General features: G+C 69.8%; 14 protein-coding genes and 1 pseudogene. 13 read left to right on the forward strand and 2 right to left on the reverse strand.

What is annotated here, in order from left to right:
* Positions 1 to 160: 160 nt before the first annotated feature.
* The gene (locus tag OG978_RS19550; protein ID WP_326770089.1) at positions 161 to 1,402 is read left to right on the forward strand and encodes a PP2C family protein-serine/threonine phosphatase; all 1,242 of its coding nucleotides are present in this window, start codon (positions 161 to 163) and stop codon (positions 1,400 to 1,402) included.
* A 304-nt stretch (positions 1,403 to 1,706) separates the two neighbouring features.
* On the opposite strand, the gene OG978_RS19555 is transcribed toward OG978_RS19550, so the two are convergent.
* On the reverse strand, positions 1,707 to 2,675 hold the full coding sequence (locus tag OG978_RS19555) for an alpha/beta fold hydrolase (RefSeq protein ID WP_326766465.1): 969 nt from the start codon (positions 2,673 to 2,675) through the stop codon (positions 1,707 to 1,709).
* A 127-nt stretch (positions 2,676 to 2,802) separates the two neighbouring features.
* Between OG978_RS19555 and OG978_RS19560 the strand changes: the two genes are divergently transcribed.
* The 3 genes and pseudogenes from OG978_RS19560 to OG978_RS19570 all read left to right on the forward strand — a co-directional run bounded on the left by OG978_RS19560 (position 2,803) and on the right by OG978_RS19570 (position 5,024).
* Positions 2,803 to 3,459, forward strand: coding sequence for a TetR/AcrR family transcriptional regulator (locus OG978_RS19560; RefSeq protein ID WP_326766466.1), 657 nt, complete (start codon positions 2,803 to 2,805; stop codon positions 3,457 to 3,459).
* A pseudogene (locus OG978_RS19565) lies at positions 3,411 to 3,713 on the forward strand (Lrp/AsnC family transcriptional regulator); the annotation flags it as partial. The gene OG978_RS19560 and the pseudogene OG978_RS19565, both read left to right, overlap by 49 nt.
* 387 nt (positions 3,714 to 4,100) lie before the next feature.
* Complete coding sequence (locus tag OG978_RS19570) at positions 4,101 to 5,024, forward strand: hypothetical protein (protein ID WP_326766467.1); 924 nt, start codon at positions 4,101 to 4,103, stop codon at positions 5,022 to 5,024.
* Positions 5,025 to 5,156: 132 nt separating this feature from the next.
* On the opposite strand, the gene OG978_RS19575 is transcribed toward OG978_RS19570, so the two are convergent.
* A complete protein-coding gene (locus tag OG978_RS19575; RefSeq protein WP_326766468.1) occupies positions 5,157 to 6,029 on the reverse strand; it encodes a LysR family transcriptional regulator in 873 nt (290 codons plus the stop codon).
* Between the two features lie 272 nt (positions 6,030 to 6,301).
* Here OG978_RS19575 and OG978_RS19580 point away from each other — a divergent pair, with 272 nt between their 5' ends.
* The 9 genes from OG978_RS19580 to OG978_RS19620 all read left to right on the forward strand — a co-directional run bounded on the left by OG978_RS19580 (position 6,302) and on the right by OG978_RS19620 (position 13,424).
* Positions 6,302 to 6,649: a hypothetical protein gene (locus OG978_RS19580; RefSeq protein WP_326766469.1), complete on the forward strand. Its 348-nt coding sequence runs from the start codon at positions 6,302 to 6,304 to the stop codon at positions 6,647 to 6,649.
* On the forward strand, positions 6,646 to 7,581 hold the full coding sequence (locus OG978_RS19585; RefSeq protein WP_326766470.1) for a Vgb family protein: 936 nt from the start codon (positions 6,646 to 6,648) through the stop codon (positions 7,579 to 7,581). The genes OG978_RS19580 and OG978_RS19585 overlap by 4 nt, the downstream gene beginning before the upstream one ends.
* Entirely contained in the window at positions 7,578 to 7,925 is a 348-nt protein-coding gene (locus tag OG978_RS19590; RefSeq protein WP_326766471.1) for a YciI family protein, read from the forward strand. The genes OG978_RS19585 and OG978_RS19590 overlap by 4 nt, the downstream gene beginning before the upstream one ends.
* 115 nt (positions 7,926 to 8,040) lie before the next feature.
* Positions 8,041 to 8,976: a GNAT family N-acetyltransferase gene (locus OG978_RS19595; RefSeq protein WP_326766472.1), complete on the forward strand. Its 936-nt coding sequence runs from the start codon at positions 8,041 to 8,043 to the stop codon at positions 8,974 to 8,976.
* A 373-nt stretch (positions 8,977 to 9,349) separates the two neighbouring features.
* Positions 9,350 to 10,579, forward strand: coding sequence for an ATP-binding protein (locus tag OG978_RS19600; RefSeq protein ID WP_326766473.1), 1,230 nt, complete (start codon positions 9,350 to 9,352; stop codon positions 10,577 to 10,579).
* The gene (locus OG978_RS19605) at positions 10,576 to 10,980 is read left to right on the forward strand and encodes a roadblock/LC7 domain-containing protein (RefSeq protein ID WP_326766474.1); all 405 of its coding nucleotides are present in this window, start codon (positions 10,576 to 10,578) and stop codon (positions 10,978 to 10,980) included. Before OG978_RS19600 ends, OG978_RS19605 begins: the two co-directional genes overlap by 4 nt.
* Positions 10,977 to 11,351: a DUF742 domain-containing protein gene (locus OG978_RS19610; protein ID WP_326766475.1), complete on the forward strand. Its 375-nt coding sequence runs from the start codon at positions 10,977 to 10,979 to the stop codon at positions 11,349 to 11,351. Before OG978_RS19605 ends, OG978_RS19610 begins: the two co-directional genes overlap by 4 nt.
* Entirely contained in the window at positions 11,326 to 11,916 is a 591-nt protein-coding gene (locus OG978_RS19615; protein WP_093547819.1) for a GTP-binding protein, read from the forward strand. The genes OG978_RS19610 and OG978_RS19615 overlap by 26 nt, the downstream gene beginning before the upstream one ends.
* Positions 11,917 to 12,032: 116 nt before the next feature.
* A complete protein-coding gene (locus OG978_RS19620; protein WP_326766476.1) occupies positions 12,033 to 13,424 on the forward strand; it encodes a cytochrome P450 in 1,392 nt (463 codons plus the stop codon).
* Positions 13,425 to 13,556: the final 132 nt, after the last annotated feature.

A 13,556-nucleotide genomic window follows, 5' to 3' on the forward strand; every position in this document is an offset into this window, starting at 1 on the left:
GCCTGGCCTGGTCAGGCCCCATGTCGGCGCTGAAGGCGCCCGCACCTGGAGGGAGGGAGAAGCTGCTCCCCATCCGGGGTGGCACCGCTTAGTACCGACGCCACACAACCGACCACCCACTGAATTCCCATGCCGCGGTATGAAGGGGATGCAAGCACCGATGACCGAAGGCGGGCGAAAGCCGGGCAAATTCGGGGTGGACCGGTCAGAGGGGTTTGGTGAGCGGTTGCTGGGTTTGCTGCTGGACCGGGCTCACGAGATGCCGCCGCAGTTGATCGCCCCGCTCGTTGCGGAAGAGGTGGCCAGGGTCGGTGGCCGGGACGTCTCGATCCTCTTGCAGGACTACGAACAGACGCTGCTGGTGCCGCTGCCGGGCCGGGGGTTGATGGTTGAGGGCCCCGAACCGGTCGAGGGGTCCCCCGCCGGGGAGGCGTTCCTGAGCCGCAGAACGGTAGAGGTACCGCAGGACGGCACCGTGCGGATGTATTTGCCGCTGCTGGACGGCAGTGACCAGGTCGGGGCGATGGCCATCACCCTGGACAGCATCGACGACGACGACCGGCGGTTGCTGCGCAGACTCGCCGGGCTGGTCGCAGACATGATCGTGACCAAGGACGCCTACACCGACCTGTTCTTCCAGGCCCGACGCCGCACCTCGATGAGCGTGGCCGCAGAGATCCAGTGGTCGTTGCTGCCTCCGCTGTCGATGACGGTTCCGCAGGTCGAGGTAGCCGGAATTCTGGAGCCCGCGTACGACGTGGCCGGCGACAGTTTCGACTACGCCCTCAACGGCGACATCCTTCATGTGGCCATGATCGACGCGATGGGCCACGGCCTGGACGCGGCGACCATGGCGACGGTGGCCATCGGGGCCTACCGCCACACGCGACGGGCCAACACCGGCCTGTCCCAGGTGTACGCATTCATGGACAGGGCCATCGGTGAGCAGTTCGGCAACGATCACTTTGTCACCGCGCAGATGATGCGTCTGAACACCGCCACGGGCCGGCTGCAATGGGTCAATGCCGGCCACCCGGCACCGCTGCTGATCCGTGGCCGCGCCGTGGTGGACCGGTTGGAGAGCCCGACCACATTGCCGGTCGGCTTCGGCGGTGAGGAGCCGGTGGTCAGCGAGCGGATGCTGCAGCCCGGGGACCGGTTGCTGTGTTTCACCGATGGCCTGATCGAAGAGCATCAAGCCGGTGGGGAAGAGTTCGGTGAGGAGCAACTCATCGAGTGGACCAACCGAGCCGTCCGTGACCACACGGCGGTGCGGCCGGTGGTGCGCGCGCTCTCCCACGCCCTGAAACAGGAACGAGGCGGCGTCACCAGCGACGACGCGACCATCTTCCTCATCGAGTGGCGCGGCGGCGACGCCGATCATCTCGCCACCCTCGATTGAGCCGACAGCCGCCGCCCACCGACAGGGGGCGGGGCGACGGCACCGCCAAGAGGGCGAAGTGGTCGTCGTCGCCGCGCCTTCCATGACCCCTGATTTCCGGGTCCCCGGCCACGTGGCCGGGCGGCCACAGCACGCATCCTGCTCTTACGGTCCTCGACGCGGCCGGCTCGCTTGCCAAGTCGGCGGGGGCAACCCTCGGGCCCCATTCGGAGCAGGCCGATCGTCGCCGGCCGGGTCGCTTGGTTGCGCGGTCGCGGATAGCGGGTAGCGGGTAGCGGGGGAGCTTTACACCGTTCAGCGCCTTTCAGCCGACAGCAGGACCGCCGCCCCGGCTCGCGGACGGGTCGAGGCCGAGGCCGAGGGCGTCGACGTCCTCCATGAAGCTCAGCATCTGGGCGTTGACCAGGTCGGGGAAGTCGAGCTGCGGTCCATGACCGGTCGCGGCGATGATGTCGGCGCGGGCTCCGGGGATCAGGCGTGGCACCCGCTCCAATTGCCGCTGCGGGTGCACCAGCAGGCTGCGCTTGCCCATGATCAGGTTGAACGGCGTCCGGATGGAGCCCAGTTGCTCGTCGGACAGCGGCAGGGGCGCGGGGCGGCGGATGCGGAAGGCCCGTACGCCCGTCCGGACCATCGCGCGCAACTCCGGCACGATGAGGACCGGCTGCTCCAGCCAGGCCGCCAGGCGTGGGCGCAGCGCCTTGGGTGCGAAGGTGGCGAAGAGGCTGGCGAAGACCCAGGCGAAGAAGCGCAGGCCCACCTTCTCCAGGCCGCCCGGATCGAGGGCGGTGACGGAGGCGAGCCTGCCGGGCCGCAGGTGTGCCTGGTTGATGACGAGCCAGCCTCCGTAGGAGGAGCCGACGAGGTGGACCCGGTCCAGGCCGAGCGCGTCGAGGGCCTCGTCCATCCACTGGGCGGCGCGCTCGGGCTGCCACATGGGCTCCCGGTGCACACTGCGGCCGGGGTCGCCAGGGGTGTCGAGGGCGTAGACGGGGCGCTCGGCGCCGAGCGCCCGGGTGTTGGGGTACCACTGCGCGGAGCAGCCTCCGGCACCGTGGATCAGGACGACCGGAGTGCGGGTCTCGGCTGCCGGGTCGGTGGGGCCGTACCGGTAGACGTGCGTGGTGCCGAAGCCGGTCTCGACGTCCGTCTCGGAACGGGCCGGCGCACCCAGCGCGTAGACGGCCTCACAGGCGGCGAAGTACCGGTCGCGCAGGGCATCGTTGACATAGCGGCCGACATCACGGCGGACGCGGGTTGTGTTCTCGGGCACGGCAGCACCTCCGATGAGGATTCATCCTTCGTAATACGACCGTATCACTATGCTGGTACGGCGGTACCATGAAGAGGTCCGGGCAGCCGGACCGCGCAGGCACGACCGACGGGTGGAGACACGAGAGATGCCGAAACGCGTGGACCACGAGGAACGGCGGGGCCAGATCGCCGAGGCGCTCGTCCGGGTCGCCGGACGGCGCGGACTGCACGCGGTCGGCATGCGGGACGTGGCGGCCGAGGCCGGCGTATCGCTGCGGCTCGTGCAGTACTACTTCGGGACCAAGGAGAAGCTGCTGCTCTACGGGCTCCAGCACCTGACCGACCGGTTCACCGCACGAGTAGGCGCCCGCCTCCGGGCCGTTGGCGCGGACCCCGGGCCGCGCGCGACCGCCGAGGCGCTGCTGCTGACCTCTCTCCCCACCGACGAGGAGAGCCGGACCTTCCACCTCCTCTACACCTCGTACGCGATCCTGTCCGTGACCGACGAGGCGCTGGCCGCCCAGCCCTTCATCGACAACCCCGACGCCGCCGAGGACGCCCTGACCGGCCTGCTGCGTCAGGCCCAGGAGGCCGGCCTGGCCGATCCCGGCGTGGACGCACGCACGGAGGCCATCGGCCTGCTCGCCATGGCGGCGGCCATGGGCACCAGCATCCTGGTGGGCCAGCGGCAGCCGGAGTCGGCCACCGAGGTACTGCGCCACCACCTGGACCGCATCTTCACGTCCTCGGGTGGCTGCCCGCCCCGGTCCAGCAGGACGCCACCCAGCCATACGCCGCGCTGAGCAAGACCGTCGGGCTCTCGGCCGGCGCCACTCACGAACGCGTCCGGAAGCTGCGGGAGCGCGGCGTGATCCGGCGTACCGCGGTCGAGGTCGATCCGGCGGCGGTGGGATACGGGGTACTGGCCTACGTGACGGTCGACTCCACGTCCTGGATGGGTGATTCGGCCGAGCACTTCGCCGCGCTCCCCGAGATCCTTGAGGCACATGTCATCGCCGGCAGCGCATCGGTGCTCGTGAAGGTCAGGACCGCGACCGCATCATCCAACGGCGCACTGCGGTCCTCCCTGTTCCTTCCTGGTGCGTGCAGGTTGAAACTATGGCATCGCATCCACTATTCAAGACCGACCGTCTCGGATAGTGGTCGAGCTTGGAATGGTCGGAGCCGCGTGCTCGTCCCCTGCGTGGGCTGATCGTCCTCCGCTTGCCTCCGCCCGCCCCGTCCACCCCCGCTGATGACGTTCCGCATGCCCCTCATCGGTGTTGTCAGTGGGTGCTGTTAGCTTCCTTCCCGCGTCGCCGAGGAGAGATTGCAGCCGCCCCCCTGGGTCCGGTCCGACCGGTACCTGCCATGCGGTGACGTGTGTGCAGCCCCGTTCCGGTCCACCGGGACGGGCAACGTTCTCCCAGGAGGAAGAAGCTTGATGAAGAGCAGCATGACCGGGCGCAGGGCGGCCCGTGCGGCGGCCGTTCTCACGGCGGCGATGGCCTTGGCAGTGGCGGCGGCTCCACTGTCCGGCACCGCGCAGGCCCACGAGGCGGTCTCCGGGTCGCTGGCGTTCAGCGGCGAGGCGGGTGAGTTCGTCTCCGACGGTCAGTCCCAGGAGTTCACGGCCGGGTCGGTCGAGATGTTCGACGTCTCGGGACCCACCGCCCAGAGCGCCGTGGGGGTCACGATCGTCACCCCCGAAGGCAAGCGCTGGTCCCTCCACCTCCAGGCCCCCGAGGGCCAGAAGCTGACCGAAGGCGCCACCTACACCGGGGCATCGCGCTGGCCCTACGCCCAACCGGAGGACCCGCAGCTGGAGTTCGGCGCGGACGACCGCTGGTGCAACACCAGCACCGGCTCCTTCACCGTCTCCCACATCTCCTACGGCCCCTACGGCTACATCCGCGAGCTCGACGCCACCTTCGAGCAGTACTGCAACGGTTCCACGCTGCCCCTGCGCGGCGAGGTCCACGCCCGCACCGCCGAGCCCCCGGCCGAGCTGGCCATCGGGCTCGGCCTGAACCCCGAGGGCAAGGTCGACAGCAAGACCGGAGAGGTCACCGTCGGCGGCACGGCCACCTGCAACAAGCCGGCCCGCATATCGCTCTCGGGCCTGGTCGCCCAGACTCAGAAGAGCGGCGAGGCGGTCGGCAGGTACGAGGGCGAGACGGTCGACTGCACCCCGGGCGCCCCCGTTCCGTGGAACGTCACCATTCCCGTCACCGCGATGGAGCCCGGGCTGTCCTTCCGCCCCGGTACCGCCATGTTCCGCGGCTTCGGCTCGGCGGACGACCGCGACTACCCGGTGACCGTCAACGCCGGTGACAACACCACCTCGATCACCCTGGTCAAGTCCTGACCCACTGACACATGACGCGTCGCATCGCGGGTGGGCCCGCCCGCGATGCGACGCGTCGGCCGGCGGAGCGACCGATCGCGGGCGGGGCGGGGGGCCGGCGCCGGCACATCTCCGACGCGCGATCGAGTTCCTTCAGTCTGTCGCCGCCTGGGCGAGTGCACGTACCAGCGGGGTCGCGCGGTCCGTGCGCCAGATCAGGGCCCACTGGACGGGCGGAGCGTCGTGGAGGGGGAGGTAGACGACGTCGGTCTGCGCGTTGTAGCGCCGTCCCTCGTCGGGGACGGGGCAGACCGCGTCGCCTGCCGCGACGAGGGCAAGGATCTCGTAGAAGGTGGTGACGGCCGGGCCGCGGCGGACGGGGCGTCCGGCCGGAGTGCGGGCGGGCAGGACGGCGGCCTCCCAGTAGGCGGGTATGGGGCCATTCAGGCGCGGCACGATGTGATCGCCGAGCACCTCCATGCTCAACGACTCCTGTTGGGCGAGCGGGTGGCCCGCGGCCGTCATCAGATGGAGGGGTTCCTCGCGCAGCAGCGCCCCGACGGTCAGGTCCGGCTCGCGAACCGGCAGCCACGTGGTCACCGCGTCGACCTCGCCGGCCCGCAAGGCTCCGAACGGATCGCTGAAGAACACTTCCCGGAAACGGAGTTCGACGGACGGGTGCCGGGACCGGAAGCGGGTCAGGACCGGGGCCATGTCGTGCATCTGTGCGCCCATGACCCCCAGCGTCAGCGTGCCGGCCGATTGGCGGGCGACGTTGATCACCTCCGCCAGGGCGTCCTGGATACCCTCATATGCCGGCTTCAGCCGCTGGAGCACCGCCTCTCCGACGGGGGTCAGCCGCACCTGGCGGCTTGTGCGCTCGAAGAGCTGGGCGCCAATGGCGCGTTCCTGCTTCTTGATCGCCTGACTGACACGGGCCGGGGAGACATGCAGGCGCTCGGCGCGGCGGCCGAAGTGGAGCTCCTCCGCGAGCGTCAGGAAGATCTCTATGTCCCGCAGTTCCACCCTGTCCCCCGACTCCATTCCGGGCCCCGGAGTCGTTAACCTATGGGTTAACGACCATAACAAGACCGGCCGTTGTTCCCGGGCTGCCCCGGTGCGCATGCTGGGGACCAGGCCGGGAGGCTTCCCTCGGGTGACACGAGCCGGCGCGAGGCGGCAGGAGATGCCCGCTCAAGTCGGCCGATGGCCCGGAAGGCGCGCACCTCATCGGGCGTGAGACCTCGCCGCCCTGTGCTCCGCCCGCCGAGTACGAACCCTCACGGAGAGATTCCCGCGTGACACCTGATCCGAGCACCGTCCACCCCCTGTCCGCCCACGAGCGTGTCGTCTTCCTCAAGCCACTGGTCGACGGGACGAAGGTCGTGGCGGGTGACTTCACCTACTACGGCGACCCCGACGGCGCGACCGACTTCGCACAGCGCAACGTGCTGTACGCGTACGGTCCCGAACGGCTGATCACCGGCAAGTACTGTGGGATCACGACGGGCACCCGGTTCCTGATGACGGGCGCCGCCCACCCGTCGATGGGGGCGCTGGTGACCGAGCACGCCCGGACCATCATGGCGGGATCCCCCAAGGACATCGAGTGCATCGCCGCCACCGAAGATCTGGAGCAGCAGTGACGCCCCGAACCGTCGAGGAGTTCGCGGTGTCCGACCGCGAGAGCGGCCCGTACGCGCTCACCACGGGCCCGGACGGCGCGCTGTGGTTCACCCTGGTGCACAGCGGCAGGATCGGCCGGCTGATCCCGGGACAGGAGCCGACCAGTCATCAGCTCGCCCCGGACAGCGGTCCGACGGTCATCTGTAACGGGCCGGACGGTGCGCTGTGGTTCACGCAGTACCGGGGGCACCGGATCGGGCGGATCACGCCCGCCGGCCAGGTGACGGAGTTCGCGCTGCCGACCGCGGAGTGCGGGCCCTTCGGCATCGCGGCGGGGCCGGACGGCGCGCTGTGGTTCACCGAGACCGCCGCCGACCGCATCGGCCGCGTCACCACCGACGGCACGGTCACCGAGTATCCACTGCCCCGCACCGAAGCGTTCCCCTCCGCCATCGCCGCGGCCGGGGACTCGATGTGGTTCACCATGAACCAGGCCAACGCCATCGGCCGTATCGGCATGGACGGCCGCATCACGGTCCACGAGCTGCCCACCGAGGCGGCCGCACCGGTGGGGATCGCCGTGGGCCCGGACGGAAGTGTCTGGTTCACCGAGATCGCGGCCGGTCAGATCGGCCGGCTGACACCCGACGGCCGCATCACCGAGTACCCGCTGCCCGACCGCTCCGCCAGGCCGCACGCCGTCACGACCGACGCAGACGGAACGGCCTGGTTCACCGAATGGGGTGGGAACCGAGTCGGCTCGCTCACCTCCGACGGCACGGTCACCGTCCATGACCTGCCGACCCCGGGTTCCGAGCCGCACGGCATCACGGTGGGCCCGGACGGCGCCCTGTGGACGGCCCTGGAGACGGGCGCACTGGCCCGCATCGAACCGACCACCACCGGAACCACCCTCACCACCAAGAACACCGAACAGAGGAACACCCCATGAAATACGCCCTCGTGATCTTCGAGACGGATGCGTCACGCGCCCTGATCCAGGCCGACCGCGCCGCCTACCGAAAGGCGTACGAGACCTGGATCGGCGAGCTCGCGGCAGCGGGCAAGCTGGCGGGCGGCGACGCCCTCGACACCGAGCACCAAGGCCCTGTCACCGTGCGCAAGACGGCGGACGGGTCCGCGGCGGTGACCGAGGGGCCCGTGCACAGCGGCGAGGAAACCCTCGGCGGCTGGTTCGTGCTGGAGGTGGCCGACCACGCCGAGGCCATCGAGCTGGCCGGCGGCTTCCCCACCCCCGAGGCGCTCGAAATCCGCCCGATCCTCGAATCGGCCTGAGCGGCATGCGGCCCTCGACGCCCACGGCACGGACACCCAACGTGCCCGACCAGCACGACATACCGGGCCCGGAGCGCTGTATCCCTTCACAGGAGTTGATTTGAAACTGACATCGGTGAGCTACCGGCCTCTGACCGGCCCCGAGGAGATCGATCTCTTCTGCCGGCTCTCCTACGTTCTCGACCACGAACTGACCGCGGACTTCGCCAACGGCTGCCGCCGCCCCGAGTGGGCATGGGTGGCCCTGGACGGCGACCGTCTCCTCGCCCGGCTCGCCTGGTGGACGACCCCGGGCGGTGACGTCCCGCTGCAGTTCGACTTCTTCGACATCGACGACACGCTGCCCCGGGCCGACCGCGACGAGATCGGCCTGCGGCTGTTCGAGACGGCGACGTCGACCGTCTTCCCGGCGGGCGCGAAGCTGCCGGAGTACGGCCGCTTCGTCCCGCCCGACTGGCATGAGGACCCCGCGGCCCGCGAGGTGGTCGAATCCCGCACGCGCGTGCTGGAGAGCACCGGAGCACGGCTGCTGGTCGAGCGCCTACGGCTGCAGTGGACCCCGTCGTCCCTGCTCCCGGAGTCCAGAGGGCGTCTCGTCTTCCGCCCGGTGGCCCACCGCGAGGACCTCATCGCCCTGATGACCCCGGTCATGGAGGGCACCCTCGACGCCCACGGCCAGGCGGACCTGGCATCCGGACTGAGCCCGCGCGAAGCGGCGGAACGGCACTACGACGGAGAGTTCGCCGGGTTCAAGAGCCCGCACGAGTGGTGGCGCATCGCCGAACTCCCCGATGGGGGAGGTCCGGTGGGCTTCGTGGTTCCGGCCCGCAACAGCTACCACCCGATTATCGCGTACATCGGTGTCCTGCCCGCACACCGCGGCAACGGCTACATCGACGACATCCTCGCCGAGGGCACCCGCATCCTGGCCGCCGAGGGCGTCGACCGGATCAGGGCCTCGACGGACCTCGGCAACGTCCCCATGGCGAAGTCCTTCGCCCGCGCCGGATACGTCAACTTCGAACGCTCCCTCAACCTGGTCTGGGACTGACCCTGCCACGGGCCTGACCCGCGATGCGGATCAGGCGACGTCGATGCGCATCGCCACGATCGTGGCGATCGCACCGCGATCCACCCGCCTGCTCTCCGGGCCGCCTCGGGCACCCCGGATGTGAACATTTCGCGTCAGGAGTGCAACTGGCGTGTCGGTCTTGACAATTGCCTGCCTGACCGATGTTAAGATCATCTTACTTCCAGTGGGCTGATGGCGTATGGGGGCATTCCGGGAGGGATGAACTCCTCGGCCCCACATCCGGAGGGGCCTTCCCTGGGTGGCGCAAGCCGTGGCTCGACCAGCCCGGTGCCTGTGGCACATGAGGGAGTGTCAAGCCGTATCCATAGCCATGGCACTTGAAGTGAGTCTCATGACATTTGCACAGGGCCCTCTTCTGTGGGCGCTGGTTGTCGTTGCGCTGGTCGCCGTGGGTGCCGTTATGCGGGCTCGCAAGACCAACATCGGGCTGCGCAGACAGAACGCCGAACTCCATCAGCAACGCGACATGTTGCAACGGCAACGGGACGAACTACACGTCGCCCACACAGGTCTGACGCACCAGTACTCCGCCGAGCTGGCCGACGTCCGCAAGGACGCCGAGGAGGAGACCAAGGCGGTCCTCAAGGCCGCCGTGCGTACCCTCCAGGGTCTTGCGGACGAGCAGCAGGTGGTCATCGAGAACGCCCAGAAGAAGTACGGCGACGACCCCGGCATGCTGGCCGACCTGATGGCCATCGACCACGCCAACAGCCAGTTCGGGCGCAGGGCGCAGGGCATCGCGGTGCTGTGCGGCGGCTGGCTCGGGCGCCGGGAGACCGTCGCCTCCGTCTTCGACGTGGCCCGCAGCGCCCAGGGCCGTATCCGGCAGTTCGACCGGGTGCGGGTCAACGGGCAGGTGAACTTCTCGGTCGTCAGCAAGGCCGTGGAACCCGTCGCGGTCGTCCTCGCCGAGCTGCTGGCCAACGCCACCAACTACTCCGCCCCCGGCACCCCGGTGGAGATCAACATCCAGGCCGTCCCGACGGGCGTCTGCCTCATCGTCGACGACGCCGGTCTCGGCATGGGCCAGGAGGAGAAGGACCGCGCGGCAGCTCTCCTCGCGCCGCAGGCCGCGATCAGCGTCTCCAGCCTGGGCATTCCCCCGCAGTTCGGGTTCGCCGTCTCCGGCGTGCTCGCCGCCCGCTACGGGTTCAGGGTCTCGGTGGACTCCGTATCGCCCTATGGAGGTGTACGCGCGGTGGTTCTTCTGCCCGACGAGCTGCTCACCGGCGATGTGCCCTCGCCGCCCCCGGTCGCCGTCGGCCACTACGACGCGGACGTGGCGGCACTCCCCCGGCGTCAGGCGCCCGCGCCGTCTCCGACACCGCTGTTCCCGCCGGCCGCGCAGCCGGCCCCCGCTCCGCAGCCCATCGGGCCCGCCGCCACCACCGCCGGTGGCCTGCCCAAGCGCCGTCGCAAGAGCCCGGTGTCCGTGGTGCCGTCGGCCGAGCCCGGGCCGGTGCGCAGCAACGAGGAGACCGCTTCCCGTCTGGGCGCGTTCCAGCGCGGAACACGGTCCGGGCGTGACATGACGACGACGGAAGGACCCGAGTTCCAGTGAACCCCGATCTGTCCTGGGTGCTCAACGATGTTCTCCAGGTGCCCGGCGCACGGCATGCGATCCTCGTCTCCGCCGACGGTCTGCTGCTGGCCAACTCCAGTGAGATCGGCCGGGACGACGCGGAGACCGTGGCGGCCGCGATGAGTTCCATGCAGTCGCTGAGCCGGGCCGTCGCGCCCTTCATCGGGGCCCAGGCCCCGGGCCGCTGGCGTCAGACGCTGCTGGAGTACGACCACGGCTGGATCTTCCTGATCGCGGCGGGTACCGGCGCCTACCTCGCGGCGGCCGCCGCGGCCGATGTGGACATGGAGGCCATGTCCTTCCGCATGCAGCAACAGGTCACCGCGCTGGGGAAGGCGATGACCACACCTCCCCGCCAGGACGCGGGGATCGACGCATGACGATGCCGGGCGAGGAGCAGGCGGTCAGCAGCGGATTCGTACGGTCCTACGTCATCACCGGCGGGCGCGGCCTGCCCGATGCGGAGGGGCTCTCCCTCGTCACCCTGGTCACCATCGCACCCGACCGGCAGCCGCCCCCGAACCCCAGCCCCGAGGTCCGGGCCATCTGGGAGCTGTGCTCCGGCGGCTATCTGTCGGTGGCCGAGGTGGCGGGCCACCTCGGGCAGCCGGTGGGTGTGGCGCGGCTGCTGCTGAACGACTTAGCGGAACAGGGTCATCTGATGCGCCGCAAGGCGCCACCGCCGGCTCAGCTCGTTGACAGGAAGATCCTCGAAGAGGTGTTGCATGGACTCCACGTCCGGTTCGGCTGACAGCATCTATGTGCCGGACGCGGTGCGGCGTGCGGCGAAGATCCTCGTCGTCGGGCACTTCGCCGTGGGCAAGACGACGCTCATCGGCACCCTCTCCGAGATCACTCCGCTGCGCACCGAGGAGCGGATGACGCAGGCCGGCGCGCACATCGACGATCTGCGGGGCGCACCCGACAAGGTGACCACGACGGTCGCGCTGGACTTCGGCCGTCTGACGCTCAGCGACGAGCTGGTGCTGTACCTGTTCGGCACGCCGGGCCAGCAGCGCTTCGTGGAGCTGTGGGAGGACATGGCGCGCGGCTCGCTCGGCGCGCTGCTCCTCGTCGATCCGGCCCGTCTCGCCGACACCTTCCCGGTGATCGACCTGGTCGAGACGTACGGGCTGGAGTACGCGGTCGCGGTCAACAGCTTCGATCCGTACTCCCGGCATGCCGAGGAGGAGTTGCGCGAGGCTCTCGATCTGCTGCCGGACACCCCGGTCGTGTACTGCGACGCCCGGGACGAGAAGTCGTCCGCGCGGGCCCTGATCACTCTGGTCCAGCACCTTCTGGCACACGTGGCCTGAGAAGCTGTCGTCCGACTGCCATTCGAATGGCATGAGTCGGGCCATGGTTTCCGGGCCCCGTTCTCCGTCCGCCGTCCGGGCCCTCCGGGGCCCGCGATCACATCGAGGAATCACACATGGACTCGTCGCCGGGATCCACCCCGTACAGCGCCCCCACCGGGTGCCCGATGCGCGGTGAGCGCCAGACGTCGCTCTACGGGCCGGAGTTCGCGTCCGATCCGCAGCGCGTGTACGACGAATTCCGGGCGCACGGACTCGCCGCTCCGATCGAGCTGGCTCCCGGCGTGGAGGCCACCCTGGTCGTGCAGCACGAGGCCGCGCTCCGGGTGCTGCAGAACCCGTCCTACTTCGCCCGGGACTCGCGGCGGTGGGCGGCGCTGCGGGAGGGCCGCGTACCGCTGGACAGCCCGGTGGTGCCGATGATGGCGTACCGGCCCAACTGCCTGTTCACGGACGGCACCGAGCACCTTCGGCTGCGCAAGGCGGTCACCGAGAGCCTCGGCCGGCTCAACACCACCCGGCTCAGCCGGGATGTGGAGCGGATCGCCGACTACCTCATCGACCAGTTCATCGAGCGCGGCAGCGCGGACCTGCTCGGCGACTACGCCAAGCTGCTGCCGCTGCTGCTGTTCAATCAGCTCTTCGGCTGCCCCGGCGACATCGGCGACCGGCTGACCCGCAGCATGTCCGCGATCTTCGACGGCGAGGACGTGCTCCGGGCCAACGCCGAGCTGACCGAGTGCCTGATGGAGCTCGTCGCGCTCAAGCGGCGGCAGCCCGGCGAGGACATCACCTCCTGGCTCATCCAGCACCCGGCAGGGCTGCGGGACGAGGAGCTCAAGGACCAGCTCGTCATGCTGATGGGTGCGGGGGTCGAGCCCGAGCGCAATCTGATCGCCAACGCGCTGCTGCTCATGCTGTCCAGCGACACCGGGGCCGCGCAGCGGCGGGGTACCGGGATGCTGGTCGAGGACGCCCTCGACGACGTGCTGTGGAACAACCCGCCGATAGCCAACTACGCGACGCACTACCCGGTCCAGGACATCGACCTGGGCGGTGTGACGCTGAAGGCGGACACCCCGGTACTGATCAGTTTCGCCGCCGCGAACAGCGACCCCGCGCTCACCGACGCCCGCCAGACCCTGAGCAAGGGCGCCCATCTGGCCTGGGGCGCGGGCCCGCACGTATGCCCGGCGAAGTCTCCCGCCCAGCTCATCGCCCTCACCGCGATCGAGAAGATCCTCAACACCGTGCCCGACCTCACCCTCGCCGTGCCGCCCTCCGCGGTCGAATGGCGCCCGGGGCCCTTCCACCGGGCCCTGGTGTCGCTGCCGGTCCACTTCAGCGCCGCCCCGGCGCGCCGGACCACGACTTCGGCGGCGCAGTCGCCCGTTCCGTCCCGGAACGCCGCCCCGGACGAGACGCCGGCCGCGCACTACGACCACGCGGAGCCGCAGAAGAAGACCAAGGGCTGGTGGAGTTCCTTCCTGGACGTGTTCCGGGTGTGATGGACAGTCACGGACGGTGATGGGCGTCCTCCTCCGGAGCCCTCGGGCGCCCTCCGGGCGTGGCGGACGCCTTCCGGATGTGACGGACGCCTTCCGGGGCGTGACGGAGGACTTGTACGCATAACCCGGTCT

Origin of the sequence: Streptomyces sp. NBC_01591, assembly GCF_035918155.1 — a bacterium.
GTDB lineage: Bacteria > Actinomycetota > Actinomycetes > Streptomycetales > Streptomycetaceae > Streptomyces.